19 protein-coding genes are annotated in these 26,762 nt (G+C 72.5%); 8 read left to right on the top strand and 11 right to left on the bottom strand.

Annotation, left to right across the window (positions count from 1 at the left end):
* Nucleotides 1-3: 3 nt before the first annotated feature.
* Nucleotides 4-1,065, bottom strand: coding sequence for an L-glyceraldehyde 3-phosphate reductase (gene mgrA, locus UQW22_RS01760; RefSeq protein WP_407319120.1), 1,062 nt, complete (start codon nucleotides 1,063-1,065; stop codon nucleotides 4-6).
* A gap of 169 nt (nucleotides 1,066-1,234) precedes the next feature.
* Between mgrA and UQW22_RS01765 the strand changes: the two genes are divergently transcribed.
* Nucleotides 1,235-1,516 carry a hypothetical protein gene (locus UQW22_RS01765; protein ID WP_407319121.1) on the top strand — a complete coding sequence of 94 codons (282 nt, stop codon included), beginning with the start codon at nucleotides 1,235-1,237 and terminating at the stop codon, nucleotides 1,514-1,516.
* Between the two features lie 7 nt (nucleotides 1,517-1,523).
* Here the strand turns inward: UQW22_RS01765 and UQW22_RS01770 are convergent, their stop codons facing one another.
* The 5 genes from UQW22_RS01770 to UQW22_RS01790 all read right to left on the bottom strand — a co-directional run bounded on the left by UQW22_RS01770 (nucleotide 1,524) and on the right by UQW22_RS01790 (nucleotide 7,191).
* A complete protein-coding gene (locus tag UQW22_RS01770; protein ID WP_407319122.1) occupies nucleotides 1,524-1,895 on the bottom strand; it encodes a BBE domain-containing protein in 372 nt (123 codons plus the stop codon).
* A gap of 255 nt (nucleotides 1,896-2,150) precedes the next feature.
* Complete coding sequence (locus UQW22_RS01775) at nucleotides 2,151-3,749, bottom strand: UxaA family hydrolase (protein WP_407319123.1); 1,599 nt, start codon at nucleotides 3,747-3,749, stop codon at nucleotides 2,151-2,153.
* 146 nt (nucleotides 3,750-3,895) lie between these two features.
* Nucleotides 3,896-5,239 carry an ABC transporter substrate-binding protein gene (locus tag UQW22_RS01780; protein ID WP_407319124.1) on the bottom strand — a complete coding sequence of 448 codons (1,344 nt, stop codon included), beginning with the start codon at nucleotides 5,237-5,239 and terminating at the stop codon, nucleotides 3,896-3,898.
* Nucleotides 5,240-5,321: 82 nt separating this feature from the next.
* Nucleotides 5,322-6,275, bottom strand: a complete 954-nt coding sequence (locus UQW22_RS01785) for a carbohydrate ABC transporter permease (RefSeq protein ID WP_407319125.1) — start codon at nucleotides 6,273-6,275, stop codon at nucleotides 5,322-5,324.
* The gene (locus tag UQW22_RS01790) at nucleotides 6,268-7,191 is read right to left on the bottom strand and encodes a carbohydrate ABC transporter permease (RefSeq protein ID WP_407319126.1); all 924 of its coding nucleotides are present in this window, start codon (nucleotides 7,189-7,191) and stop codon (nucleotides 6,268-6,270) included. The genes UQW22_RS01785 and UQW22_RS01790 overlap by 8 nt, the downstream gene beginning before the upstream one ends.
* A gap of 255 nt (nucleotides 7,192-7,446) precedes the next feature.
* Between UQW22_RS01790 and UQW22_RS01795 the strand changes: the two genes are divergently transcribed.
* Nucleotides 7,447-9,414: a DUF6807 family protein gene (locus tag UQW22_RS01795; RefSeq protein WP_407319127.1), complete on the top strand. Its 1,968-nt coding sequence runs from the start codon at nucleotides 7,447-7,449 to the stop codon at nucleotides 9,412-9,414.
* 28 nt (nucleotides 9,415-9,442) lie between these two features.
* A complete protein-coding gene (locus UQW22_RS01800) occupies nucleotides 9,443-10,600 on the top strand; it encodes a Gfo/Idh/MocA family oxidoreductase (RefSeq protein WP_407319128.1) in 1,158 nt (385 codons plus the stop codon).
* Between the two features lie 7 nt (nucleotides 10,601-10,607).
* Here UQW22_RS01800 and UQW22_RS01805 read toward each other — a convergent pair whose 3' ends face one another.
* The 4 genes from UQW22_RS01805 to UQW22_RS01820 form a co-directional block, all read right to left on the bottom strand.
* A complete protein-coding gene (locus tag UQW22_RS01805; protein WP_407319129.1) occupies nucleotides 10,608-11,954 on the bottom strand; it encodes a Gfo/Idh/MocA family protein in 1,347 nt (448 codons plus the stop codon).
* A 170-nt stretch (nucleotides 11,955-12,124) separates the two neighbouring features.
* Complete coding sequence (locus tag UQW22_RS01810; protein WP_407320697.1) at nucleotides 12,125-13,417, bottom strand: Gfo/Idh/MocA family protein; 1,293 nt, start codon at nucleotides 13,415-13,417, stop codon at nucleotides 12,125-12,127.
* A gap of 133 nt (nucleotides 13,418-13,550) precedes the next feature.
* Entirely contained in the window at nucleotides 13,551-14,579 is a 1,029-nt protein-coding gene (locus UQW22_RS01815) for a beta-ketoacyl-ACP synthase III (RefSeq protein WP_407319130.1), read from the bottom strand.
* 95 nt (nucleotides 14,580-14,674) lie between these two features.
* Nucleotides 14,675-20,113, bottom strand: a complete 5,439-nt coding sequence (locus UQW22_RS01820) for a fibronectin type III domain-containing protein (protein WP_407319131.1) — start codon at nucleotides 20,111-20,113, stop codon at nucleotides 14,675-14,677.
* 342 nt (nucleotides 20,114-20,455) lie between these two features.
* Here UQW22_RS01820 and UQW22_RS01825 point away from each other — a divergent pair, with 342 nt between their 5' ends.
* Complete coding sequence (locus tag UQW22_RS01825) at nucleotides 20,456-21,475, top strand: LacI family DNA-binding transcriptional regulator (RefSeq protein WP_407319132.1); 1,020 nt, start codon at nucleotides 20,456-20,458, stop codon at nucleotides 21,473-21,475.
* A gap of 103 nt (nucleotides 21,476-21,578) precedes the next feature.
* Entirely contained in the window at nucleotides 21,579-22,835 is a 1,257-nt protein-coding gene (locus UQW22_RS01830) for an AGE family epimerase/isomerase (protein ID WP_407319133.1), read from the top strand.
* On the opposite strand, the gene UQW22_RS01835 is transcribed toward UQW22_RS01830, so the two are convergent.
* Nucleotides 22,805-23,512 (bottom strand): FadR/GntR family transcriptional regulator, encoded by a 708-nt coding sequence (locus UQW22_RS01835; protein WP_407319134.1) that lies wholly within the window; start codon nucleotides 23,510-23,512, stop codon nucleotides 22,805-22,807. The genes UQW22_RS01830 and UQW22_RS01835 overlap by 31 nt on opposite strands.
* Nucleotides 23,513-23,617: 105 nt before the next feature.
* Between UQW22_RS01835 and UQW22_RS01840 the strand changes: the two genes are divergently transcribed.
* Genes UQW22_RS01840 through UQW22_RS01850 form a run of 3 tightly spaced genes read left to right on the top strand, consistent with a single transcriptional unit; the run spans nucleotide 23,618 to nucleotide 26,696 of the window.
* Complete coding sequence (locus UQW22_RS01840; protein ID WP_407319135.1) at nucleotides 23,618-24,409, top strand: (Fe-S)-binding protein; 792 nt, start codon at nucleotides 23,618-23,620, stop codon at nucleotides 24,407-24,409.
* Nucleotides 24,406-25,971, top strand: a complete 1,566-nt coding sequence (locus UQW22_RS01845) for a LutB/LldF family L-lactate oxidation iron-sulfur protein (RefSeq protein ID WP_407319136.1) — start codon at nucleotides 24,406-24,408, stop codon at nucleotides 25,969-25,971. Before UQW22_RS01840 ends, UQW22_RS01845 begins: the two co-directional genes overlap by 4 nt.
* Nucleotides 25,968-26,696: a lactate utilization protein C gene (locus tag UQW22_RS01850; protein ID WP_407319137.1), complete on the top strand. Its 729-nt coding sequence runs from the start codon at nucleotides 25,968-25,970 to the stop codon at nucleotides 26,694-26,696. The genes UQW22_RS01845 and UQW22_RS01850 overlap by 4 nt, the downstream gene beginning before the upstream one ends.
* The last annotated feature ends 66 nt before the right edge of the window (nucleotides 26,697-26,762 follow it).

A 26,762-nucleotide genomic window follows, 5' to 3' on the forward strand; every position in this document is an offset into this window, starting at 1 on the left:
CGGTCAGCGGCCCGTGCCGTCGACGGCGTGCGGCTCGATCGCGGCGATCTCGTCCTCGGTCAGGGGCCCGGCGTCGAGCGCCGCGAGGTTGTCCTCGAGCTGAGCCACCGACGAGGCGCCGATCAGCGCCGACGTGACGCGCGCGTCGCGCAGCACCCAGGACAGGGCGAGCTGGGCGAGGCTCTGGCTGCGCCCCTGAGCGATCTCGTTCAGGGCGCGCGCCCGCTCGAGGTACGTCTGGTTCAGGGCGTCGCTCGACAGGAACGGTGAGTCCGACCGCGCCGCGCGCGACCCCTCCGGCGCCTCGCCCGACAGGTACCGGCCGGTCAGCAGCCCCTGCTGCAGCGGGGAGAACACGATGGTGCCCACGCCGAGGTCGCCGACGGCGTCGAGCAGCGACTCGCTCTGCCGGCCGTCATATCGGTCGGGATCCGCAGTGCCTTCGATGTGCCGGTTGAACATCGAGTAGCTCGGCTGGTGGATGAGCATCGGCGTACCCAGGTCCGCCAGGATGCGTGCGGCCTCGCGGGTACGTGCCGCGGAGTAGTTGGACACCCCGACGTACAGCGCCTTGCCCTGCTGCACCGCCGACGCGAGAGCACCCATCGTCTCCTCCAGGGGCGTGGAGGGGTCGGGACGGTGGTGGTAGAAGATGTCGACGTAGTCCACGCCCATCCGCGTCAGCGACTGGTCGAGCGAGGACAGCAGGTACTTGCGCGAGCCGTGGTCGCCGTACGGTCCGGGCCACATGTCGTAGCCGGCCTTGGTGGAGATGACGAGCTCGTCACGGTACGGACCGAGGTCCGCCGCGAGGTGGCGCCCGAAGTTCTCCTCCGCCGAGCCGTACGGCGGGCCGTAGTTGTTCGCCAGGTCGAAGTGCGTCACGCCGAGGTCGAACGCGCGGCACAGGATGGCGCGCTGCGTCTCCAGCGGGTTCACGTGGCCGAAGTTGTGCCACAGACCGAGCGACAGTGCCGGCAGGTCCAGGCCGGACCGGCCGGTGCGGCGGTAGGTCATCGAGTCGTAGCGGGCGTCGTCGGCTCGGTATCGGGGCGCGAGAGGCATGCGGTCATCCTGGCACGGCGGTCACGTGCCGTCGTTGCCGACGTCGAAGACCCGGTCGTCCACGTCCAGGGCCTCGCGGACCACGTCGGGGTCCATGGACGCGACGGGCGTGGTCGCGACGGCGGACGCGGGCGTCCGAGGCCTAGGATGCGTGCGGGACGGAGGACGGATGGACGATGGCTACCGGGCGCGCAAGCACGCACCCGCAGTGTGCGACTGGTCGATCGCCCTGGGTGTCGCCGGCCTGGTGCTGGCGGCCGTCCCCGTGGTGGGCGACTGGGTGGCCGCACCGCTCGCCGTCGTGTCGATCGTGCTGGGCTCCCTCGGCATCCATGTCGCCGAGCGCGACGGCCGGCCCGGCACCGCCCGCGGGCTCGTCGGAGCGATGATCGGCGTCGTGGCGCTGGGCGTGGTGCTGTTCTCCCTCGCGGCGAGCATCGGGCACGGCTGAGCGCGGGCTACTCCGCCGGCGGCACCGGGAAGTTGGCCCGGAAGAGGTTCTCCGGGTCCCAGTCCCGCTTGACCGTGCGCAGCCGCGTCAGGGTCGGCTCGGGGAAGGCGTCGGTGAGCCGTTCCGGGCGCGTGTCCGTGTCGAACGACAGGTGGAGCCCGTCCGCGTGCGGCAGCATCTCCGCGTCCCAGACGGCGTCGAGCGCCTGCTGCGACGGCGACATCGCCGACAGCAGGAAGTTCTGCCGCCGGTGCGCGTACGCCGTCGCGGCGTCGAGGTGGGCCAGCAGGGCGGACCGCACCGAGGGGTCGCCGCCGCCCGTGTGGTGCTTGTCGCCGGCCTGCACGACGTCAGCCCGACCCGGCGGACCGTCGTGCACGGAGGATCGTCGCGACGCCGCACGGACGCGACGTCGTCGCCGCCCTCGATGCCCAGGTCTCCCGCGCCGAGGACGAGCTGCTCGCGGCCCTGGCTCCGGCGAAGCGCACGGCGCTTCGCTCGCTGCTCGAGCAGGCCGCGACCGGCTGACAGAGCGGGTCAGCTCGCCAGCCCTGCGGCCGTCCCGCTGTGGGTATGAAATCTCCCACCTGGGGACGCCCCAGGTGGGAGATTTCATACCCACAACCGAGAGGGGTCAGGTGACGGCACCGAGGTGCCAGGGGATGAACTCCTCGGCACCGATCCCCAGCTCCTCGCTCACCGACTGCTCGCCGGACGCGACCGCGAGGATCTTCGCGAGGATCTCCTCGCCGACCTCCTCCAGCGACGCCGTCCCGTCCACGATCCGGCCGGCGTTGACGTCCATGTCCTCGCGCATCCGGTCGTACATGGGCGTGTTCGTGGCCACCTTGATCGACGGCGTCGGCTGGCAGCCGAACACCGAGCCGCGACCCGTGGTGAACACGACGACGTTCGCGCCACCCGCCACCATGCCCGTCACCGACACCGGGTCGTAACCGGGGGTGTCCATGAAGGTGAAGCCGCGGTCGGTGATCTGCTCCGCGTACTCGTAGACGGCCGTCAGGTCGGCCGTGCCGCCCTTGGCCACGGCGCCGAGCGACTTCTCGAGGATCGTCGTCAGGCCGCCCGCCTTGTTGCCGGGCGACGGGTTGTTGTCCAGCGTGCCCTGCCCGGCCGCCACGTAGTGGCGCCACCAGTCGATCCGGTCCAGCAGCTTCTTCGCCACGCCTGGCGAGGTGGCCCGCGCGGTCAGCAGGTGCTCCGCACCGTAGACCTCGGGCGTCTCGGCGAGCACCGACGTGCCGCCGTAGGCGACGATCCGGTCCGACGCCCAGCCGAGCGCGGGGTTGGCGGTGATCCCGGAGTAGCCGTCGGAGCCGCCGCACTCCAGGCCCAGGACCAGCTCGGAGATGTCGCACTCGGTGCGCCGGCGCGCGTTCAACATGGGCAGCATCGCCCGCACGGCCTCGGAACCGGCCCGCACCGAGGCCCGCACTCCCCCGGTCTCCTGGATGGTCATCGACCGCACCACGGTGTCCTCGGGGATCGCGGCCAGCAGCCCGGCGGCCCCCGGGTCCTCCGGCGCGCCGACGCCCGGCATGCCGAGGTCGGCGACGGAGCCGGAGCGCGCGGACAGCGCCGCCCCGGGCACCATCTCGCAGCCGAGGCCGAGGACCAGCACGCCCGCGACGTTCGGGTTCGCCGCGTACCCGCGCAGGGTGCGCAGCAGCATCTGACCGCCCTCGGAGTCGGGCACCAGCCCGCAGCCCGAGGTGTGCGTCAGGGCGATGACGCCGTCGACGTGCTCGAACTCGTCGAGCGCCGCACCGCGGAACTGCTCCGCGATCATCTTCGCCGTCGTGGCCGAGCAGTTCACGCTCGTGAGGATCGCCAGGTAGTTGCGGGTCCCGACCCGGCCGTCCGCTCGGCGGTAGCCGCGGAACGTAGGCCGCGGGACGTCGTCGGGCACCGTCAGCTCGGTGTGCGTACCGCCGAGCGGCGCCTCACGCTCGCCCGGGTCGAAGCCCAGGTTGTGCGCGTGCACGTGGTCGCCCACGGCGATGTCCGCCGTCGCGACGCCGATGACCTGGCCGTACTTGTGCACCGGAGCACCGGTGGCGACCTGCCGCAGCGCGACCTTGTGGCCGCGCGGGACGGCGTCACGGACGACGACGGCGCTCCCGTCGGGCGCGACGGCGCGGTCGGCAGGGGTGAGGTCGCGCGTGGCGACGGCGACGTCGTCACCCTGGCGGAGCACGAGCAGGTCGTTCATCAGGTCGTTCCGTCCTCGACATGGCGACAGCCCCGCCGGGCAGCGGGGCTGGGACCGTCGGGTACGGGGCCGCCGGAGGTTCCGGTCGGCGGCCCCGCACCCTTCGGGTCAGGTGAGCCGTGGCATCGGCTCGGGACCGAGGTGGCTCAGGAGGTGGCTGCCTCGACCTCGGAGAGGAACGCGTCTGCGGCCTCTGCCGGGGTCATGGAGCCGAAGAGCACCTCGGAGTTGATACGGATCATGATGTCCTGGACGTCGCCCGCACCGTTCGGCGGCACCGGCGGGCCGTCGACGATCTCGTCCTCGAGGTCCGCCATGAAGTCGGCGACCTTGGCGTCCGCGGCCTCGAGGTCACCGAGGATGGACTCGCGGACCGACAGGTTGGACGGCAGGCCACGGTCGGTCAGCTGCAGCGCGGCGACCTCGGGGTCGTTGAGGAGGAAGTCCACGAACATCGCCGACTCCTCCGGGTGCTCGGAGGTCGCGGAGACCGAGTAGAACATCGCCGGCTTGAAGTACATGCCGGTCCGCTCGTACTCCGTCTCGCCCGGCACCCGCAGCAGCTCGAGCTCGTTGCCCGAGGCCGAGCTCAGCGCACCGAGCTGGTTGGACCACCACACACCCATCCCCCCGGCGTTGGTGCCGAGCAGCGAACCCTCCGGGCCCGCGTTCTGGATCTCCACGGTGCGGCTGCCGTCCGGCGCACCACCGTTCTCCTGCAGGTCGAGCCCGATCTGGAAGAACTCCTCGACCGTGGCGGCGTCGACCCCGAGGGAGCCGTCCTCGTCGTAGAGGTTCTGCCCCTTCTGCCGCGCGAGGATGCTGAGCCCGGCCTCGTTGAACCCGATGTCCTGGGTGCCGTAGACGTCGTCGCCGGCGGCCTTCGAGAGCTCGCCCGAGACCGCGACGAAGTCCTCCCACGTCCAGGTCGTGTCGTCCGGCACCTCGACGCCCGCGCCGGCGAAGATCTGCGGGTCGGCCATCATGGCGTAGGCGTTCACACCGGTAGCCAGGCCGTAGAGCGTACCGTCGACCCGGCCGCCGTCGACGATGGTCTCGGGGATCTCGGCGGTGTCGATGTCGAGGGACTCCAGGTCCGCGAGCACGCCGCGGCTGGCGTAGTCGGCGATGAAGCGCTCCTCGTGGGTGATGACGTCCGGGGTGTCGCCGCCCGCCGTCGAGGTGGCGAGCTTGTCCCAGTAGCCTCCCCAGTCCGTGTAGTCGGGGACCACCGTGATGCCCGGGTTCTTCTCCTCGAAGAGGTCGATGATCTCCTGGGTCGTCTGGTGCCGGTCGTCCGAGCCCCACCAGGAGAAGCGGATCTCGACGCCGTCGCCGTCGCTGCCGCCGTCGTCCTCGGCCTGGGTGCTCTCGGAGCCCGGGCCGCCGCTCGACCCTCCGGCGCAGGCGCCCAGCGCCATCGCACCGGCCGCCGTCATGGCGATGAAGGCGGCACGGGTCCGTCCACGCCGAGTGGTCGTTGCTCGCATGATTCTCCTTGGGTGTGCGTGACGAAACGTCGTCGTTGTCATCTAGCAGGAGCCCCCGCCGTCGGGAGCCTCGTCGGAGCGGCTACTTGATACCTGTCGTGGCGATCCCCTTGACCAGGTACTTCTGGCCGAAGAGGAAGACGATGAAGACCGGGACCAGGGACACGATCGACATGGCGAACAGCGGGCCCCACGAGCTGTTGCTCGTGGCGTCGATGAAGGTCCGCAGCGCGATGGGCACCGTGTACATGTCCGGCCTGGTCAGGAAGATCAGCTGGCTGAAGAAGTCGTTCCAGGTCCAGATGAAGGTGAAGATCGCCGTGGTGGCGAGGGCCGGCAGCGAGAGCGGCAGCATGATCTGCAGGAAGATGCGGCCGTGCCCGCAGCCGTCCAGGCGCGCGGCCTCGTCCAGCTCCTTGGGCAGCCCGCGGAAGAACTGCACCATGAGGAAGATGAAGAACGCGTCCGTGGCCAGGAGCTTGGGGACGATGAGCGGCAGGAACGTGTTGATCCACTGCAGCTCCGAGAACAGGATGTACTGCGGCACGATGATCACGTGGATGGGCAGCATGATCGTCATGAGCATGATGGCGAACCAGATCGGCCGGCCGCGGAACTTCAGCCGCGCGAACGCGTAGGCCGCCATCGAGCACGAGATCAGGTTCCCCACCACGGACCCCAGCACGATGATCGCCGAGTTGAGCAGGTAGTGGTGGAACGGGTGCAGCAGAGCGTTCCAGCCCTCGCCGTAGTTCGACAGGTCGATCGCGCTGGGGATCAGGCTCGGGTCCCGGAAGATGATCTCGTTGGGCTTGAACGAGCTCGAGAGCATCCACAGCAGCGGGTAGAGCATGACCAGCCCGAAGCCGATCAGCAGGACGTGCTTCACCACGCGGCGAACGCGAGGACCTGCGTCGCGTCGACGCGGGGCGTCGGGGACCTGGGCGGCGACCTCGGACAGCGACCGGCGTTCCCGCACGGGCGGCTTCGTCGTCGTCTGGGTGGGTGCGTCGGGGCGCACGGGCGTGTCAGTCATCGTAGAAGACCCAGTACTTGGAGGCGAGGAAGTTGACGGCGGTCATGCCGGCGACGATGAGGAGCAGGAACCAGGCCATCGCCGAGGCGTACCCCATGTCGAAGGACTTGAAGCCGTTCTGGTACAGGTACAGCGTGTAGAAGAGCGTCGAGTCGACCGGACCGCCCGTCCCGCCGGAGACGATGAACGCCTGCGTGAACGACTGGAAGGCTCCGATGAGCTGCAGCACCAGGTTGAAGAAGATGATCGGGCTCAGCAGCGGGATCGTGATGTTGAAGAACTGCCGGATCTTGGAGGCGCCGTCGATCGAGGCGGCCTCGTAGTACATCGCCGGGACCTGCCGCAGTCCGGCGAGGAAGATGATCATCGGTGCGCCGAACGTCCACACGTTGAGGATCATCAGGGTGCCCAGGGCGTAGTCGGGGTGCGACACCCAGCCGTAGCCCTCGATGCCGAAGTACGCGAGCACCTGGTTGACCAGGCCGTCGGCCCCGAACACCTGACGCCACAGCAGCGCGATGGCCACCGAGCTGCCGAGCAGCGAGGGCAGGTAGTACACCGACCGGTAGATCGCGAGCCCGCGCAGGCCGCGGTCCAGCACCATCGCCAGACCGAGCGCCGCCATGAGCTGCAGCGGCACCGAGATGAGCACGTAGCGCAGCGTCACGCTCAGGGACTGGAGCCAGCGGGGGTCCTCGAACATCCGCTGGTAGTTCTCGATCCCGATCCAGCTCGGCGCCTCGAGGAGGCTGTAGTCGGTGAACGACAGGTACAGCGAGGCGAGCAGAGGAAAGGCGGTGATCAGCCCGAGCCCGAGGAACCAGGGGGCAAGGAAGATGGCGGCTGCCTTGCCGTCACCCTTGCGCGTCTCGCGGCTCGCGCCACGGGTCTTGGCGACCTCTTGGATCACAGACATGGCCGCACCTCCCCGTGCGGCGCCGTGATGGACACCATCGTCGTCCTCCCGATCGTCGTCGATCGCAATCCGCCGACCGTGGGGCTCCGTGCCCCACACCCGGGAAACCGGTTGCTGTCGAGGAACGTACCACAGGAGGAACCGGTTTCCCATGGTGTACCGTCATCTTCTGGACCGACCCCGTGCCAGGAGGTCGGCCGTGATCAGACCGTGATCGACGCGTGATCCACGCGTGATGCGAGGACGGAGGCAAAAATGCCCGGCGCGAAGACACGCCGTCCCGGGGTGACGATCGCCGACGTCGCACAGGCGGCCGGCGTCTCCCGAGCGACGGTGTCGCGGGTGATGAACGGCCGGAGCACGGTCGACCCCGCGATCTCCGCCCGCGTGCAGGAGGCCGCGATCGAGCTGAGCTACCGCCCGAGCAACGTCGCACGCAGCCTGTCCCTGGGCCGCACGACGACGGTCGCGCTCGTCGTCCCCGACCTCGGGAACCCCGTCTTCCAGCAGATTCTCGGCGGGGTGTCGTCGGCGGCCGGCGAGGACGGCTACCGCGTGCTCGTCGCCGACTCCGCCGAGGACCCGAGCGCCGAGGCCGCGATCGCCCGGGAGGCGCGGCACCGCTGCGACGCCCTCATCCTGGTCTCCCCCCGCATGCCCGACGCCGCCCTCGACGCGCTGCTGCCCGAGGTCTCCCCCGCCGTCGTCATCAACAGGGAGGTCGCGGGCGGAACTCCGAGCCTCGTGGTGGACTACGCCGACGCGACCGTGCAGGTGGTCGAGCACCTGGTCGACCTCGGGCACCGCCGCATCGCCTACCTGTCCGGGCCGGCGGCGTCCGTCTCGGACGGTGCCCGGCGCCGCGGGCTGGCCCTGTGCGAGGACCGCCACCCCGACCTGGAGATCGTCGACATCACCGCGGGGTCGGACATCGCGGCGGGACACGCCGCCGCCCCTGCCGTGCTCGCCAGCCGCGTCACCGCCGCGGTCGCGTTCAACGACCTGGTCTCGTTCGGCCTGCTGGCCGCGCTCAACGAGGCTGGTGTGGCCGTGCCCACGGACATCTCCGTGGCCGGCTTCGACGACATCGAGCTCGCCCGGTACGCCACCCCGGGCCTGACCACCGTCGCCGTCCCCCAGGAAGAGCTGGGGCGGCACGCCTGGAGGGAACTGAACGCCGTGATCGACAACACGGCGAGCGCCGCCGACTCGACCCGCTTCGGGGTGCGGCTCGAGGTCCGGGCGAGCACCGGACCGGTGCCCCGCACCGCCGCCCGCGCCGAGGCCCCGGTCCAGGTGGCCGCCGAGCCGGCACCACCCGCGACCGTGCCGGGCGAGGCCGAGCAGGCACCCGCGTGGACCGTCGAGAACGGTGTCCCCGTCCTGCGGCGCGCCGCGGACCGGGTGGCGCTGTCCCGCTACGAGTCCGGCGCGGGGCTGCCCACGATCCACTCCCCCCGCCCCTTCCTGCACCCGGTCCACTCGCTGGCCGGCGTGCCCCTCACGGAGTCCGGCCCGGTCGACCACCGGCACCACTACGGCGTGAGCATCGCCGTCGCCGACGTCAACGGCACCAGCCACTGGGGCGGTCGCACGTTCGTCACGGACGTCGGCCCCACGCTGCTGCCCAACCACGGACGGCAGACGTCGACCAGCACCACCGTCGACCCGCTCTCGCCGAACCTCCTGCTCGACACGGTCCTGTGGACCGACGAGCACGGCGACCCGCAGCTCGACGAGCGGCGCCGCATCGGCGCCCGGCTGCTCGACGACGGCTGGGCCCTCGAGTGGCGCTCGACGCTGCACGCCGCCCACGGTCCGCTCGAGATCCGCTCCCCCGCCACCAACGGCCGCCCCGGCGCCGGCTACGGCGGCGTCTTCTGGCGCCTGCCGATCGCCGAGTCCACGCGCGTCCTGTCGGCCGACGGCGAGGGCCAGGACGTCGCCCACGGGTCGACGTCGCCGTGGGTCGCGTTCGTCCAGCGGCACCGGGACGCTCGTGGCACGGAGCACACCACGACGACGCTCCTCACGCAGACGTCGCCGGCACGTCACTGGTTCCTGCGTTCCGAGGAGTACCCCGGCGCCTGCCCGGCGCTCGCCTGGGACACGCCCCTGCAGGTGCCCGCCGGCGGGACCGTCGAGACCGGTGTCGTCGCGGCACTGATCGACCGTGAGCTCGACGCCGACGGGGCGGCCACGCTCGCCACCGGTCTGCGCTGACGCTCCCCACCCACCCACGGAGAACTCCATGACGCACGTTCGCATCGCCGTCGTCGGCATCCACGGGCACGGCGAGAAGCACGTCGAGCACGCGCTCGGGCTCGGCCGCACCGGACGGGCGCGGCTGAGCGCCGTCGTCGACCCGCGCGAGCCCGGCGACGGGCACGCGGCGCACGGCACGGACACCCCCTGGTTCCCGACGTTCGGCGACCTGCTGTCCTCGTCCGACCCGGACGTCCACCCCGACGTCGTGGTCCTGTGCACGCCCATCCCCACGCACCTGCCGCTCGCCAAGGCCGCGATGGAGGCGGGCATGGACGTGCTGCTGGAGAAGCCGACGACGGCGTCGCTCGCCGAGCTGACCGAGCTCGTCGCGATCAGCGACCGCACGGGCCGGCTGTGCCAGGTCGGGTTCCAGACCTTCGGCTCGCACGCGCTCGACGCGGTGGCGGAGCTGGTGGCGCGCGGCGAGATCGGCGACGTCGTCGGCTACGGCGCGGTCGGCACCTGGGTGCGCGACGCCGCGTACTGGGCGCGCGCACCGTGGGCCGGGCGTCGGCGGCTGGACGGCCGCGACGTCGTCGACGGCGTGGTGACGAACCCGCTGGCGCACGCCGTGGCGACCACGCTGCGCATCGGGGGCGTCACCCGGGCCGAGGACGTGGCCTGGGTGGACGCCGACCTGTTCCGGGCGAACCCGATCGAGGCGGACGACACGTCGTCTGTCCGCGTGACGGCTGCCGACGGGACCCGGTACGGGTTCGGGCTGACGCTGTGCGCCGCCGAGCGCAGCACGGCCCACGTGCTGGTGCTCGGCACCCGGGGCGAGATCGAGCTCGAGTACGAGCACGACCGGCTCGTGCTGCGCAGCGACCGCGTGACGATGGACAAGACGTACGGCCGCACCCCGTTGCTCGAGGACCTCCTGGCGGTGCGCACGGTGCGGGCCGCCGGAGACCTCGACCGCACGCTGATGTGCGACGTGCGCGACACCGGGGCCTTCATGCGCGTGCTCGAGGCGGTCCGCACCGGGCCGGACCCGCGCGCCGTGCCGGACGACGTCGTCACCTGGCACAGCGACGGCGGCATCCGACGCCCGGTGGTCCGCGACGTGGAGTCGTGGTGCGAGCAGGTGGCGCGCACCCAGCAGACGTTCACCGAGCTCGGGGCCCCCTGGACGCCCTGAACGCCCTCTACAGGTCGATGCCGAGGCTGTCCACCGGCACCACCTGGCCGGTGACGAGCGAGCGGTTGCCCGCGACACCCACGGCGACCGAGCGCAGCCCGTCGACCAGGCCGGCACGTCGCTCCAGGGGGTCCACCGCGGGACCGTCGACCGGGTCGTCGGTCGGCAGGTGCCCGCGCAGCACGTCGTGCAGCATCGCGGCGTCGCCCTCGCGATGCCCCGTCGGTCCCGCCAGCGGCACCTCCACCGCTCGCCCCCAGTGCTCCTGCACCACCAGTCGCCCGCCGGCCCGCCGCACCTCGCAGCACCCGGGCGCCTCGGCCCGGGCGCCCGGCAGGCCCGCCGTCGTGTGGCAGCGCTCGACGACGTCCAGCTCGACCCGGCCGCGGGTGCCGTTGACGGCGACCCGGTAGCCCTCCCAGGGGCTGTGGGCCGTCAGCGAGTACGTCATCGAGGCACCGGAGCGGTAGCCCACGAGCACGCTCAGCGTGTCCTCGATGGTGGCGCCCGGCCCGAACGGGTCCTGGTCGCGCCGGTAGCCGTCGGCGTCCGCGCCGTCGAGGTACAGGGCACGCAGCTCCGGGTCCGCGGCGAGGTCGAGCGCGTACCGCGGCCCGCCGTCCCCGGCCGCCTCACCGTAGAAGCGCAGGCCGCCGCGCGCGTACACGGACTCGGGGACGTCCTGCGTCCACCAGTTGACGAGGTCGAAGTGGTGGCTGGCCTTGTGCACGAGCAGCCCGCCCGACGCCGCCTTGTCCCGGTGCCAGCGACGGAAGTAGTCGGCGCCGTGCGCGGTGTCGAGCAGCCACTCGAAGTGCACGGAGACGACGTCGCCGACGCGCCCGTCCGCCACCACCTGGCGCAGCGCCGCGTTGGCCGCCGCGTACCGGTAGTTGTGCGCCACCGTGAGCCGGCGGCCGCTGCTGCGGGCGGCGTCGAGGATCGTGTACATGCCGGCGGCGTCGATGGTCAGGGGCTTCTCGACGACGACGTCCGCACCGTGGTGCAGCGCCGCGGCCACGTGCGCCGCGTGGGTCCGGTCGGGCGAGGTGACCACGACGACGTCCGGCCGGACCTCGTCGAGCATGCGGTCGACGTCGTGCGCGTCGTAGCCGGCCGGCTCGCCCGCACCCGCGCGGCGCGCCCGCTCGGCGTGGAAGGCGAGGCGGGCCGGGTTGGTGTCGCACAGGGCGACGAGCTCGGCGACGTCGGCGTGCTCGCCGGTCATCGCATCCACGTAGAGGCGGGCCCGGTGGCCGGTGCCGACGACGGCGTGGCGGCGGCGCGCGGGCGGTTCCTGATCCGTCGTGGGCCTGGTCCCGGTGGCCGGCGCGGCGAAGGTGGCGGACGTCATCGTCGATCTCCTGGGTCGATCATGGGCAAGCGCTTTCCGGATCACCCTACCCGGCATTCGCTGTGGGTATGAGATATCCCGTTCTTCGTCGCGAAGAACGGGAGATCTCATACCCACAGCGCTCGGGGGTTGGGGGGCCGGGGGCGGTGCGGGTCGGGTGGGGGGTGGTGTCAGCTGAGGTCGACGCCGAGGCCCAGGTCCGCCAGGCGCACCGGGTCGCCGGTCTCCAGCGACCGGTTGCCCGCGTAGCCGACGCCCGAGGCGCGCAGCCCGTCGACGAAGCCCGCCGCCCGGCGGAGCGGGTCGGACTCGTCCCGGCCCACGAAGACGTCGCTGAGCAGCAGGTTGTCACCACCGCCGTGCCCGCCGGGCCCGACGGCGACGATCTCGCGCTCCTCCGCGCGCTCCCAGTGCTTCTGCACCAGCAGGCGCTCGCCGGCGGGACGCAGCTCGTCGTCGGCGAACGCCTCGGTGAAGCTGGGGTCGAGGATCGCCTTGCCGTCGTCGCCGAAGACGACCGAGCCGCGCTCGACGACCTCCAGCTCGGCACGGCCGCGCGAGCCGTTGACCACGACCCGGTAGCCCTCCCAGGGCGCCGACGCCGTCAACGAATAGGTGAGCATCGGCCCGCCCGCGTACTCCACGACCAGGGCGAGCGTGTCCTCGGTGGTGATCCCGGCGTCGAACACGGACCGGTTGCGCACATACCCGTCGTGCGCCTGCGCCTCGGGCCCGTAGAGCTCACCGAGGTACGGGTCCTTGTCCATGTCGAGTGCCCACGGGTCGACGCCCTGCTCACGCAGCGCCACCTCGCCGGCGGTGGGCTCGTAGCCCTCGGCGTGCGCAGCGTCGTCACCGTAGAAGCGGCGCCCGCCGCTGGCGAAAACGCGGGTCGGGACGTCGTCGATCCACCAGTTGACCAGGTCGAAGTGGTGGCTCGACTTGTGCACGAGCAGGCCGCCGTTGTTCTTCTTGTCCCGGTGCCAGCGGCGGAAGTAGTCGGCGCCGTGCACGATGTCCAGCGCCCAGTCGAAGTGGACCGACAGCACCTGACCGATCTCGCCCGAGGCGATGACCTCGCGCAGCGCCGAGTTCCGCGGCGAGTAGCGGTAGTTGAACGTCATCGTCAGGTCGCGTCCGGTCTCGGCGACGGCGTCGGTGATCCGGCGCGCCTCCTCGGCGGTGGCCGCGATCGGCTTCTCGACGACGACGTCGGCGCCCGCCCGCAGCGCACGGGACACCAGGTCCGCGTGGGTGTTGTCGATGCTGGTGACGATCACGCGGTCGACCTGCAGCTCCGCGATAGCCTTCTCGAGGTCGTCGGGGCCGTACACCGGCCGGGTACCCCCGACGGCGGCGGCGACCCGCGCCTCGTGCACGGCGGCACGGACGGGGTTGGGCTCGACCCACGCGACGATCTCACCGGAGTCGGCGTGGGCCTCGACGAGGGCCGAGACGTACATGCCGGCCCGGTGACCGGTCCCGACGACGGCGTAGCGGAGGCGGTCGGAGGTGGTGGAGGGCAACGTCGGACTCCTGTGTCTTCGGCGAGAAAGCGGTTTCCCACTACTGTACCCGAGGCCCCCAGGCCGCGCGCTACCTCGCGGTGGGGGTGAGCACGACCTGGCCGGCCCACGTGAACCCGCCGCCGAACCCGAACAGCAGCGCCGGCGCCCCGGCGGGCAACCTCCCGTCGTGCCACCACTTGGACATCCCCAGCGGGATGGAGGCGGCCGAGGTGTTGCCCGACTCCGTGATGTCCGTGACCACCACGCGGTCCTCCAGCCCCAGCGACTTCGCCAGCGGCTCGATGATCCGCAGGTTCGCCTGGTGGGCCACCAGCACCTCGATCTCGTCCAGGCCGATCCCGGCGGCGTCCACGACCCGGCGCGCCCGGTCCGCCGCGCGGGTGATCGCCCACTTGAACACCGCACGGCCGTCCTGCGCGAACCGTCCGGCCGGCGCCTCGATACGGACGGCGGGCGTGATCTCGGGCTCGGACCCCCACACCACCGGGCCGACGGCGGGCTGGTCAGCCGCCTGCAGCACCACCGCACCCGCGCCGTCGGCCGTGAGGATGCAGGTGGACCGGTCGGTCCAGTCGGTGACGGCGGTGAGCTTCTCCGAGCCGATGACGACGGCGGTGCGCGCGGTCCCCGTACGGATCGCCTGGTCGGCGAGCCCCACCGCGTAGGCGAACCCCGAGCAGGCGGTGTTGACGTCGATGACGCCGGGTCCGACGACGTCGCGCAGGTCCGGCTCCTCCTCGCCCTCGGGCGTGCTCGCCCCGGGCTGCACACCCGTGCGCAGCGCGTAGGCGACCCGCCCGGCGGTGTTGGGCGAGCGGTCGTCGGCGGTGGCCGTGGCGACGACGATCAGGTCGACGTCGTCGCTCGCCACCCCGGCGTCGGCGAGTGCGTGCTCCGCGGCGGCCGTGGCCAAGTCCGCGACCGTGACGTCGTCGGCCGCGACGTGACGGGTCACGATGCCGGTCCGGGACCGGATCCACTCGTCGTTCGTCTCCACGAACCGGGCGACGTCGTCGTTCGTCATGACCTTCGCCGGCTGGTGGTGGCCGAGGCCGACGATGCGGGAGCCGGCGGCGCCGGCGGGCAGCGTGAACATGGTCTCGATCATTCCACGCGACGGCGGCCGGTCGGCGCCGGGGACAGGATCACCCCCGGCACCGACCGGCCGCCGCCGTTCGCGCGAGGCTCAGGTCAGCACTCGCCGACGTGCTCCCAGGGGCCCCAGGCGTCGGCGCCCGGCTCCTGGTTCCGCGTCCACCACCGGGCCTCCCAGAGCGCACCGTCGTGGACGGCCTGGTCCCCCGCGACGAAGATGCGGCTGGCGGTCCACGGAGCCCCGCACCCGGGGGCGGGCTCGCCCGCCGCACCGATCTCCTGCCAGGCTCCCCACGGGGAGGCGCCGGGCTCCTCGCCCCTGGTCCACCAGAGCGCCTCGAAGACGACGCCGTCGTGCTCCACGCGGTCGCCCGCCGTATAGGTCGCGTCCGCGGTCCAGGCGTCCGGGACCTCGACGACGACGTCACCCGGCTCGCCGTCCGTCGTGTACGCCAGGCGCGGCGCGTCCGGCGTCTCCATGCCCTCGCCGATGAAGTACGAGGTGTGCGGCGGCTGGTTGTAGGCGGTGTTCTGCCAGGCGACGGCGGTGCGGTACTGCGAGTCCGACATGAGCGTGCGCAGGCGGTGCTCGGTCGGGATCACCGTGGTCGCGATCCGCAGCGCGGTCGAGTCCTCGGTGCGGGTGATCAGCTCCTCGCGCCAGTCACCGAACAGGTCCGCCTGCAGCGCCGGCGTGCCCTTGGTGCTGTTGTTCGACAGCGTCCCCTCGGCCCGGTAGAGCTCGACCTCGGTCTCGTTCTCCCAGTCCCACTTCGAGATGGTCGGCACGCCCGTGGAGGTGTCGGCGTCCCAGTCGTGGTTCCCGATCTCCGAGAGCAGGTCACCGTCCCAGAAGGTGGTGAAGTTGGCCGCCGGGATGCTCTCCGCGATCACCTCTCCCGTGGAGGACGAGACGAGCTGGCCCACCTCGGAGTTCCACGCGGCGTCCCCGCCGACGGCCCAGCCCTCGGCACCGTCGTACCGCGGGTCGATGTCCGCCATGGCGGCCCGGCCCGTGTCCCGCTCGGCCGGGATCGACCAGATGATCTCCCCCGTCGAGGCGTCCCGGAACGTGGCACCCACGTTGCGGGACCGCCCCATGTCCTCGTGCGCCGCGAACTGCTCGAGCCCGGGGCGCGACGGGTCGAAGTCGGAGACGTGCATGGCGTCGCCGTGCCCGAGCCCGGTGTTGTGCAACGCCGACCCGTCGTCGTCGATGGTCATCGACCCGAAGACGATCTCGTCCTTCTGGTCGCCGTCGACGTCGGCGGTCTGCATGTCGTGGTTGCCCTGACCGCGGTACTGGTCCCCCTCGACGTCCGAGTCGAAGACCCACCGCTCGGTGATCTCCTCGCCGTCGAAGTCGAACGCCGCGATGACGGCGCGCGTGTAGTAGCCCCGGCTGAACACCATCGAGGGGGTCTCCCCGTCGAGGTAGGCCGTCGTGGCCAGGAACCGGTCCACACGGTTGCCGTAGGTGTCGCCCCACGAGCCGACGTCGCCGCGCGGCGGCACGTAGTCGATCGTGTCGAGCGCGACACCGGACTCGCCGTCGAACACCGTGAGGTACTCCGGGCCGGACAGCACGTAGCCGCCGGAGGTCCGGAAGTCCGCCCGGGCGTCCCCGATCACCATGCCGTCGGCGTCGGTGGTGCCGTCGGCGGTCTTCATCGCCACCTCGGCCTGCCCGTCGCCGTCGTAGTCGAACACCTGGAACTGCGTGTAGTGGGCGCCGGACCGGATGTTGATCCCGAGGTCGATGCGCCACAACCGGGTGCCGTCGAGCTCGTAGGCGTCCAGGTAGGTGTTGCCCGTGTAGCCACCGCGCGAGTTGTCCTGCGCGTTGGACGGGTACCACTTGACGACGTACTCGTACTCGCCGTCCCCGTCGAGGTCCGCCACGGAGGCGTCGTTCGCGGAGTAGGTGTACGGCTGGCCGTCCTTGGTGTAGGCGTCCTCCGGCTTGTTCAGCGGGATGTCCAGCGTCTGGGCGTCCCACGCGGTGAACTCGTCGGTGGCCCACCGCTCGGTGCCGTCGACGACGGCGGAGACGCGGTAGGTGGAGTCGGCCGAACCGTCGGCGTCGGTCAGGTTGGTCGAGCCGGTGATCGCCTCGTCGTTGAGCTGCTCGCCGTCCCGGTAGACGTGGAACGCGACGTCGTCGGCGTCGTCGCCCAGCATCCGCCAGCCGACGTACACACCGTCCTCGGAGACCGCGGCGACCGGCTGGCGGCCGATGCGCTCCGCCTCCCGCGACAGGTCCGTCGCGGCCTCGGACGTGACCGTCTCCGAGACCTCGGAGACACCGCCGGCGTTCACCGACGCCACCGCGTAGGTGTACCCGATCGTGGTGAGCACGTCGGTGTCGGTGTAGGCGGGCTCCGCCGAACGGTCGAGCAGCACCAGGTCACCGGCCTCGGCCTGCCGGTAGACGTGGTAGAACAGCGCGTCCTCGACCGGCTCCCAGCCCAGGTGCACCGCGTTCTTCTCGACGTCGCCCACCGCGAGTCCCGACGGCGTCGGTGCGGTCGGCACGTCGGTGTCCACCGTGGTCAGCTCGAGCCCGTTCGACGCGACCGACTCGTTGCCGGCGTCGTCGAGCGCCACGACCGTGTAGGTGTAGCTCAGGCCGACGTCCGCGGTGGTGTCCACGAACTCGGTCACCGAGGACTCGACGTCGCCGAGCGCCGTCGGCTCGGCCGCGCCCTCGGCCAGGCGGTACACGCGGTACCCCGCCACGTCCTCGGCCGCGTCCCACGCCAGCGGGACCTCGACGTCGGACCCGTCGATCGTCACGTCGCCCGACGTCAGGTGGGTCGGCGCGTACAGCAGCGGCGTGATCTCCAGACCGTTGAGCCAGCCGGACGCGACGACGTCGATCGTCCCGTCGGTGACGACCACCGGCTGGACGATCTTGCCCGACGTGCTGCCGCGGCCCGCGTTCGAGGAACCGTAGTCGGTGCCCTCGATGGTCACGCCCAGCCGGGCGGTCCCCATGAGGTCGCCCCAGACGACCTCGACGGCGTACGTGCCGTTCGGGACGTCGAACCGCATCGGCGTGGCGTCGCCCGGCAGCAGGAAGTCGCGCTGCAGGTCGTCCAGCGCACCGTCGCCCGTGCCGCGGTCGCGGCCGCCCGGACCGGAGTCCGAGGTGAAGCCGTAGCCCAGCTCCTCGGTGTACAGGGTGTTCTGGTCGAAGGCCGTGTAGCCGTCCTTCGTCGGGTTCCCGGCCAGCTGCACGTCGAACTTGTACAGCGGCGCCTTGGTCACGAGGGTCACGGTGGCCGACGGCGCGGAGTCGCCGCGGCCGTTGACGGCGACGACCTGCAGGTCGTAGGACGTGCCCTGCTCGAGGCCGGTCACCTCGGCGACGCCGATCGTGGACGTGGTGACCAGCTCGTACGCGTCCTCGCCGGCGTCCGACGTCTTCGCGAAGACCTTGTAGATGTCCGCGCCCTCGACCTCGGTCCAGGTCAGCGTGGCGCTGGACGCGGAGATGCTGCCCGCGACGACGCCCGCCGGGGAGTCCGGCACCTCGGCCGGCGGCTCGGCGTCGACGACCTCGGCCGCGAGGGGGACGTCCAGCTTCGCGGTGCCGGAGGCGACGAGCCGGGCCATCTGGATGGCGCCGTACTCCTGGAAGTGGGTGTCGTCCGTCGTGCCGTTCGGCCGGTTCGGGTAGACGCCCGCCGGGACGTGCAGGAACACGCTCTTGGCGGCCTCGGGACCGATCTCGTCCAGGTACTCCCGCGAGGAGGCCGACAGGTCGACCAGCGGCGTGCCGGTGTCGGCCGCGACGCGGGTCGCGGCGTCGACGTAGTCCGGGAAGGAGACGTTGAACCGGCCGGTGTCGGCGTCGAAGGACCGGCGGGACACCGGCGTGACGACGATCGGCCGCGCGCCGCGCTGGACGGCCCCGTCGACGAAGGTCTTGAGGTAGTAGTAGTAGTCGCCCGGCCCCGCCCAGCGGTCGTCGACCCCGTAGCTGTTGTCGTTGTGACCGAACTGGACGTACAGGTGGTCGCCCGGGCGGATCTGCGTGAGGACCTCGTCGAGACGGCCCTGGCTGATGAAGTTCTTCGAGGACCGGCCACCGATCGCGTGGTTGTCCACCACGACGTCGTCGGACAGGTAGCGCTCGATCATCTGGCCCCAGCCGGCCTGCGGCGCCCAGTACGGGTCGTAGGTCTGCACGGTGGAGTCGCCGGTGACGTACACCGTGGCCTGGTCGGCCGCGTCGCGCTCGTCCTGGCGGGTGATCGTCAGGGTGTTGAGGTTCGCGGCGCTGCCGGCGATCTGCAGGTTGAGCTGGCCGTCGACGAGCGCGATGTCGAACTCCATCTCGAGGAGGTCGCCAGCGGCCCGCTCGGTCGGCTGCACCTTGGCCATCTGCTCGGCCGTGATCGCGACGTCGGTGGCACCCTCGGCGTCGCCCGCGACCACGCCGACCGTGTAGTCACCGTTCGGCAGGTCGACCACGAGCTCGGCGCCGTCGGCCGTGACGAAGTCGCCGCGCAGCGCGTCGTCCCCGCCGCGGTCGGTCGCCGTCACCACGGAGGTGTCGACGAACCCGAGCCGGTTCTCGGCGTCGTAGGCGGTGTCCGCGCCGACGCCCACGGCGCCGTCGGCCACCGTCCCGGAGCCCAGGTCGACCTGCATCGTGCCGCTGTCAGGGAAACTTGACTCGCTCGTGAGCGTGCCGACGGCGGGGGCGGACGCGTCGGTGGTGCCCTCCGCCGTGACGGCGTGCACGCGGTAGTAGTGGACGACCGAGGTGTCGACGTCGGCGTCCGCGAAGAAGACCTCGCGGGCACCCGTCGTGGCGACCTCGGTGTACTCGCCGTCGACGGCGTCGCTGCGGGTCAGGACGTAGCCCGTGGCGCCGTCGACCTCGTTCCACCGCAGGACGAGCTCGCCGTCGCTCGCGGCCGCGACGCGCAGGTTCGCCGGGCCGGGCGTGCCGGTGCCCGGGTCGGTCGTGCCGCCGTCGTCCCCGCCGTCTCCGGAACCGTCGTCGCCGGTGTCCTCGGAGACCTGGGTGATCTCGATGCCGTTGACGTAGCCGTAGCCCTTGCCGGTGATGCCCAGGTTGAGCTGCCCGTCGGTGACCTCGGCCGTCAGCGTGCCGCTGGCCGTCTGCTCGGCGTCGGCGTTGATGTTGGTGCCCTCGCCGCCCTCGGGGGCGACGGTGGTGCGCACGCTGGAGGTCCCGGCGAGCGTGTCACCCGTCCAGACCTCGACGTCGTAGGTGCCGTTCGGCACGTCGACCGCGAACTCCCACTCGGCGCCGAGCACGAAGTCGCCGGTCAGCGGGTCGGCGTCCGTGGAGCGGTCGCGGGCGTCCACGTCGCCCGAGGTGATGCCGAACCCGGCCTCCTCGGTGTACGCGGCGGTCGGGTCCACGCGGTCGTAGCCCTCGGCGACCGGGCTGTCGGGCGTGCCGAAGTCGAACGCCCAGGCGGTGCCGTCGTCGGCGGCCTGGGCCACGGCCGGCAGCAACGGAAGCACGAGCGCGGCCGAGGCCGCGCCGGCCACCAGGGAGCGCGCGGACCGCGTACGGATCGGTGGGGATGTCGTCGGACGGTGCCAGGAAGCGCTTTCACGCTCGGCACGTGAGAGCCTGTCGGGCTGCTGCACGGTTCACCTCGTCGTCTCGTCGTTGAGTCCGGCCCGTGGCCGGTGACGCGCCCTCGTCGGTGAGGTTGTTGTATGGATTTAATGAAAGGATTCAACCACGCGTCGTCGTCATCATGCCCGGTCGCTCGGTCGATGTCCAGGCAAAGGCGCGGGCAAAGCCCGCGTCACCGCGGCGCCACGAGCGCTACCGTGTCCCCACTGCCCCCACCACGGCAGTGCCTCGTCCGGGAGGGAGTGTGCGTGGCCACCGACCGCCGACCCACGCTGGCAGCCGTCGCGCGGGCCGCGGGCGTGAGCCTCAAGACCGCGTCCCGCGTCCTCAACGACGAACCGCACGTCGCTCCCGCCACGCGGGAGCGGGTGCGGACGGCCGCACGCGCGCTCGGCTTCCGGCGCAACGCCGTCGCCGCCGACCTCGCCCGCGGCGGGCCGGCTCCCCTCGTGGGGTTCATCGCCGCCGATCTCGCCAACAGCTTCTACGCCGCGGCTGCCGGCGGGATGGAGCACGCGCTGCGGGGCGCCGGGCGCCAGCTCGTCACCGCCGGCTCGGACGAGGACGCCGAGCGCGAGCGGCGCCTGGTCGAGACGCTGCTGGAGCGACGGGTCGCCGCGCTCGTCGTCACGCCGACGGACTCCGACCACGCGCACCTCCACCAGGTCGCCACGGCCGGCACCCCGCTCGTGCTCGTGGACCGCCCCGCCGGGTCGGTCCCGGCGGACACGGTGGTCATCGACAACCGTGCGGGGGTGCGGCAGGCGGTGGACCACCTCGTCGGGCACGGGCACCGGCGCATCGGGCTCGTCGTCGACGACGCCTCGGTCTGGACGGCCCGCGAGCGCCGGGACGCCTTCGTGCAGGCCCTGCGGGCCCACGGTGTCGCGCGGCCTGAGCCGTGGGTCCGCGACGGCGCGCACGACGCGGCCGCCGCACGAGGGATCGTGGCCGAGCTGCTCGACGCCCCGGAGCCGCCGACGGCCCTGCTGGCGGGTACCCACCGGGTCACCGTGGGCGCGCTCGCGGTGCTGGACGCGCGCCGCGCGGCCGGTTCGAGCCTGCCCGCGCTCGTCGGCTTCGACGACCTGGAGCTCGCCGACCTGCTGGGCATCACCGTGGTCGCCTACGACACGGCCGAGATCGGTCGCCAGGCCGCTCGGCTGGCGCTGGAGCGCACGGCGGACCCGGCGCTGCCGCCCCGGCGGCGGACCGTCGCCACCCGTCTGGTGACGCGCGGATCCGGCGAGCGCCCGCCCGCCGCTTGAGGCGTGGGCGGCGCGCATGAGAGGTTGGGAGTGCGCGCATGACAGCGCTGTCAGGATGCAGGATCGATCACCGGGACACCCCGTCCCCGCCGAAAGGATCGCGATGTCGCACGAGGCCAGCACCCCCCACCGTCCCGCCGACGCGTGGCGCGCCGACGAGGTCCGCCGCCTCCTGGCGTTCGGTGCGCCGTCGGTCGACGGGTCCGACGGCGCCGTCTGGCTCGACGACGACGGCCGACCCGACCCGGACCAACCCGTGCACACCTGGATCACGTCGCGGATGGCGCACACCTACTCCCTCGGGGAGCTGCTCGGGGTGCCGGGCAGTGCCGCGCGCGCCGACCGTGCCCTCGCCGGCCTCACCGGCACGCTGCGCGACGGCGAGCACGGCGGTTGGTTCGCCGCACGCGGCCCGGGTGGCGCCGTCGACGGCACCAAGGCCGCCTACGCCCACGCGTTCGTGGTGCTGGCCGCGGCCTCGGCGTCCCAGGCCGGGCGTCCGGGGGCAGGCGCGCTGCTCGACGAGGCGCTCAGCGTGCTCGACGAGCGCTTCTGGGAGGACGAGGCCGGCCTGCTCGCCGACGAGTGGGACCGCGCCTGGACCACTCTGGCCCCGTACCGCGGCATCAACGCGAACATGCACGGCGTCGAGGCCCTGCTGGCGGCGTCCGACGCGACCGGCGACGCCCGGTGGCGGGACCGGGCCGCGCGGATCGTGGACCGCACCACGGCCTGGGCGGCCGACAACGACTGGCGGATCCCCGAGCACTTCACGGCGGGCTGGGCGCCGGACCTCGCGTTCAACGCCGACCGCCCGCACGACCAGTTCAAGCCCTACGGCTCGACGCCCGGGCACGGCTTCGAGTGGGCTCGCCTGATGCTGCAGCTCGACGTCGCCGCCGAGCAGGTGGGCCGCCGCACCGACGCTGCCGCCCGGCTCTTCGACCGGGCGCTGGCCGACGGCTTCGACGGCACCGGGTTCGTCTACACGGTCGACTGGTCCGGCGACCCGGTCGAACGCCGGCGCTTCCACTGGGTGGCCGCCGAGGCCGTCGCCGCGGCCGAGGTGCTCGCCGTCGTCACCGGCGCGTCCCGGTACGCCGAGCAGGCGGGTGCCTGGTGGGAGCTGGTCCGGGAGCGGTTCGTCGACCACGAGCACGGCTCGTGGCACCACGAGCTCGACACCGCGAACCGGCCGTCGGGCGACGTCTGGGCCGGGAAGCCCGACATCTACCACGCGGTCCAGGCCCTGCTGGTCCCGGACCTCCCGCTCACCGGCTCCCTCGCCGAGTCGGCGCGACGCGCTCGCGACGCAGCGGCCGCTCCCGCTCAGCCGCCGGCGAGCCCCGCCTCCCGGTAGAAGCCTTCGATGTGGTCGCGCGTCGCCCGCTCGGCGCCGTCCGCGTCGCCGGCGGTCACGGCGTCCAGGATCTGCTGGTGCTCGGTGCAGAGCCGTCGCGCGGTGGCCGGCCAGGACGGCAGCGCCTCGACCCCGCGCGCCACGTAGTCGCGCACGGCGCTGCGCAGCCCGGCGAGGATCGCCTCGACGAGCTGGTTGCCCGCTCGTCGCGCGAGGGCCAGGTGGAAGTCCTGGTCGAGCCGGACGAACGCGTCGACCGCCAGCCCGGGCGCCGACATCTCGCGCACGAGCCGGCCGGCCTCGGCGTCGTGCCCGGCAGCGTCGCCGGGACGCGGGGCGCGCGCCGCCTCCCGCACGGCCCAGGTCTCCAGCGCCACGCGCGTCGCCACGACGTCGTGCACGGGCAGCGTCCCGGAGGCGACGTGCAGGCGGACGGCCGCGCCCAGCCCGGCAGCCGGACGGTCGATGACGGTGGCGCCGGCGTCGGGTCCGGACCCGACGGCGGTGCGGATGATGCCCATCGCCTCGAGGATGCGGATGGCCTCGCGGACGGACGGGCGCGAGACGCCGAGCTCCTCGGCGAGCGCACGCTCGGCGGGCAGCCGCTCGCCGAGGGCCCAACGACCGGCAGCCAGGTCGGACTCGATCCGGGCGAGGACCATCTCGTGGGTACGCACGCCCTGATCCTAGCGAACATGGTCTGACCACACCCTCACCCGTGGGCTACAGTGGTCGGACCACACCACCGATCAGCCCCTGCAGCCCCGCCGAAGGAGTCGGACGTGCGCATCGCCCTCGCCGCGACCTGCATCGCGGACACCATGTTCCCCGGCGCGCCGCGCGCCACCGTCCGCCTGCTCGAACGCCTCGGGCACGACGTCGTCTTCCCCCGCGCGCAGGCGTGCTGCGGGCAGATGCACGTCAACACCGGCTACCTGGACGAGGCCGTGCCGGTGGTGCGCAACCACGTCGAGACCTTCGCACCGGTGGCCGACGGCGAGTGGGACGCCGTCGTCGTCCCCTCCGGCTCGTGCACCGGGTCGATCCGCCACCAGCAGGCGATGGTCTGCCGCCGCGCCGGCCTCGACGACCTCGCCACCACCGCCGAGGCCGTGAGCGCGAAGACCTACGAGCTCTCCGAGCTGCTCGTCGACGTCCTCGGGCTCACGGACGTCGGCGCCTGGTTCCCCCACCGCGTCACGTACCACCCCACGTGCCACTCGCTGCGCATGCTGCGCGTCGGCGACCGCCCCGTGCGGCTGCTGCGCGCGGTGGCGGACATCGACCTCGTCGAGCTCCCCGAGGCGGACTCCTGCTGCGGGTTCGGGGGGACCTTCGCCCTGAAGAACGCGGACACGTCGGCCGCGATGCTCGCCGACAAGACGGCGAACGTCCGCGCCACCGAGGCGCAGGTGGTCACCGCCGGGGACTACTCCTGCCTCCTGCACATCGGCGGCGGGCTGTCCCGCCAGCGGGCGGGCGTCGGCACGCTGCACCTCGCGGAGATCCTCGCCTCGACGCGGGACGAACCCACGACGGTGCCGTCGACCCGATCGGTGGAGGTGGCCCGATGAGCACGTTCCTCGGCCTGCCCGGCCTGCGGCGACGAGGCACGCCCGACGGCGGATCGGACGGCGGCACGGTGACCGAGCCGTGGGGCGCCGTCCCCCACCCCGACGAGCCGCTGCGCTGGGGTGACGCGTTCCCCGCCGCGGCGAAGCAGACGCTGCAGAACGACCAGCTCCGCCAGAACCTCGGCCACGCGACCCGCACCATCCGCGCCAAGCGGGCCGCCGTCGTCGGCGAGGTCCCCGACTGGGAGGCCCTGCGCGACACCGGCTCCGCGGTCAAGGAGCAGGTCATGGCGAACCTGCCGGACCTGCTGACCGAGCTGGAGGAGAACGTGGTCGCGCGCGGCGGCGTCGTGCACTGGGCGCGGGACGCGGCCGAGGCCAACCGCATCGTCACCGAGATCGCGAAGGACAAGGGCGCCGACGAGGTCGTCAAGGTCAAGTCGATGGCCACCCAGGAGATCGGGCTCAACGAGCACCTCGCGGACGAGGGCATCGCGGCGATCGAGACCGACCTCGCGGAGCTCATCGTGCAGCTCGCCGACGACATGCCGTCGCACATCCTCGTGCCCGCGATCCACCGCAACCGTGCGGAGATCCGCGACATCTTCCTGGCGCGGATGGGCGACGCCCCGCCGGACCTGTCCGACATCCCCCGCGAGCTCGCCATGGCTGCCCGGGCGCACCTGCGCCGCAAGTTCCTCTCGGCCAAGGTCGCCGTGAGCGGCGCCAACTTCGGCGTCGCCGACACCGGGACGCTGGCCGTCGTGGAGTCCGAGGGCAACGGGCGCATGTGCCTCACGCTGCCCGAGACCCTCGTGACCGTGATGGGCATCGAGAAGCTGATCCCCACGTACACCGACCTCGAGGTGTTCCTGCAGCTCCTGCCCCGGTCCTCGACCGGCGAGCGGATGAACCCGTACACCTCGCTGTGGACCGGGGCCACGCCGGGCGACGGCCCGCAGGAGTTCCACCTGGTGCTGCTCGACAACGGCCGCACCGACGTCCTCGCCGACGAGGTGGGCCGTAGCGCGCTGCACTGCATCCGCTGCTCGGCCTGCCTCAACGTCTGCCCGGTGTACGAGCGGGTGGGCGGGCACGCCTACGGGTCGGTCTACCCCGGTCCGATCGGCGCGATCCTCACGCCCCAGCTCACGGCGTCGACGGGCGGCGTCTCCGGCGCCGACGACGTCAACGCCTCGCTCCCCTACGCCTCCACGCTGTGCGGTGCCTGCTACGACGTGTGCCCGGTGAAGATCGACATCCCCTCGATCCTCGTGGACCTGCGGGCCCGCGAGGTGGACGCCGACCGCGGCAAGCACAAGGTCGACCCCTGGAAGGCCGCCATGAAGGCGGCGTCGTGGGTGATGTCCGACGGCGGCCGGTTCGGGCTCGCGGGCCGCGCGGCCACGCTCGGGCACGGCCTGGGCGGGTCCGACGGCGTCATCTCGACGGCGCCGCCGCCGGTGTCCGCCTGGACCCGGTCCCGTGACCTGCCGGCGCCGCCGAAGGAGACCTTCCGGCAGTGGATGGCCGAGCACGAGAAGGACGGGGGCGAGCGATGAACGCGCGCGAGGACGTGCTGAACCGGGTCCGGGCCGCGCTCGGGCAGCCGGGCGTCGGGACGACGGCGGCCGGCGCCGTGGGCACCGCGCCCGCGGCCGTCGACGTGCCCCGCGAGTACCGATCGGCCGGGGAGCACTCCCCGGGGTCCGCCGCCGTCGTCGAACAGCTCGTCGACCGGCTGGTCGACTACGAGGCCCGCGTGCACGAGGTGACGGCCGACGAGCTGCCCGCCACGATCGCGCGGCTCCTCACCGAGCTGTCAGAACCTGGTGCCGATACACCGCCACGAGAGCCTGACAGCTCGGCGGGTGCGTCCGTCGTCGTCCCGGACGGGCTCGACGAGGCGTGGCTCGCAGCGCTGCCGGACGACGTCGTCGTCCACCGGGACGCTCACGACGCGCCGCTGAGCGCTCTCGACCTGGACGCGGTCGACGCCGTGCTCACCGCCGCGCGTGTCGCGTGCTCGGAGACCGGCACGATCGTGCTCGACGGCGAGCCCGACCAGGGGCGGCGCGCGATCTCCCTGGTGCCGGACGTGCACGTGTGCGTGGTGCGGGCCGACCAGGTGGTGGAGACGATCCCCGAGGCGGTGCGGATCCTCGCCGCGCACCCTGAACGCCCGCAGACCTGGATCTCCGGACCGAGCGCCACCAGCGACATCGAGCTCGACCGCGTCGAGGGCGTCCACGGCCCGCGGACCCTGCACGTCCTCCTCACCACCTGACCCTCCCCCGCTGCGGGTGCACGACGCGCCGTCGGGCCGATGGGCCCGACAGCGTGTCGTGCACCA

The organism is Isoptericola halotolerans (assembly GCF_045689585.1).
GTDB classification, from domain to species: Bacteria; Actinomycetota; Actinomycetes; order Actinomycetales; family Cellulomonadaceae; genus Isoptericola; species Isoptericola halotolerans_B.

Coding starts and splice junctions, on each gene's coding strand:
- mgrA (WP_407319120.1), bottom strand. CDS start 1,065: ATGCCTCTCGCGCCCCGATACCGAGCCGACGACGCCCGCTACGACTCG.
- UQW22_RS01765 (WP_407319121.1), top strand. CDS start 1,235: ATGGACGATGGCTACCGGGCGCGCAAGCACGCACCCGCAGTGTGCGAC.
- UQW22_RS01775 (WP_407319123.1), bottom strand. CDS start 3,749: ATGAACGACCTGCTCGTGCTCCGCCAGGGTGACGACGTCGCCGTCGCC.
- UQW22_RS01780 (WP_407319124.1), bottom strand. CDS start 5,239: ATGCGAGCAACGACCACTCGGCGTGGACGGACCCGTGCCGCCTTCATC.
- UQW22_RS01785 (WP_407319125.1), bottom strand. CDS start 6,275: ATGACTGACACGCCCGTGCGCCCCGACGCACCCACCCAGACGACGACG.
- UQW22_RS01790 (WP_407319126.1), bottom strand. CDS start 7,191: ATGTCTGTGATCCAAGAGGTCGCCAAGACCCGTGGCGCGAGCCGCGAG.
- UQW22_RS01795 (WP_407319127.1), top strand. CDS start 7,447: ATGCCCGGCGCGAAGACACGCCGTCCCGGGGTGACGATCGCCGACGTC.
- UQW22_RS01800 (WP_407319128.1), top strand. CDS start 9,443: ATGACGCACGTTCGCATCGCCGTCGTCGGCATCCACGGGCACGGCGAG.
- UQW22_RS01805 (WP_407319129.1), bottom strand. CDS start 11,954: ATGACGTCCGCCACCTTCGCCGCGCCGGCCACCGGGACCAGGCCCACG.
- UQW22_RS01810 (WP_407320697.1), bottom strand. CDS start 13,417: ATGTACGTCTCGGCCCTCGTCGAGGCCCACGCCGACTCCGGTGAGATC.
- UQW22_RS01815 (WP_407319130.1), bottom strand. CDS start 14,579: ATGTTCACGCTGCCCGCCGGCGCCGCCGGCTCCCGCATCGTCGGCCTC.
- UQW22_RS01830 (WP_407319133.1), top strand. CDS start 21,579: ATGTCGCACGAGGCCAGCACCCCCCACCGTCCCGCCGACGCGTGGCGC.
- UQW22_RS01845 (WP_407319136.1), top strand. CDS start 24,406: ATGAGCACGTTCCTCGGCCTGCCCGGCCTGCGGCGACGAGGCACGCCC.
- UQW22_RS01850 (WP_407319137.1), top strand. CDS start 25,968: ATGAACGCGCGCGAGGACGTGCTGAACCGGGTCCGGGCCGCGCTCGGG.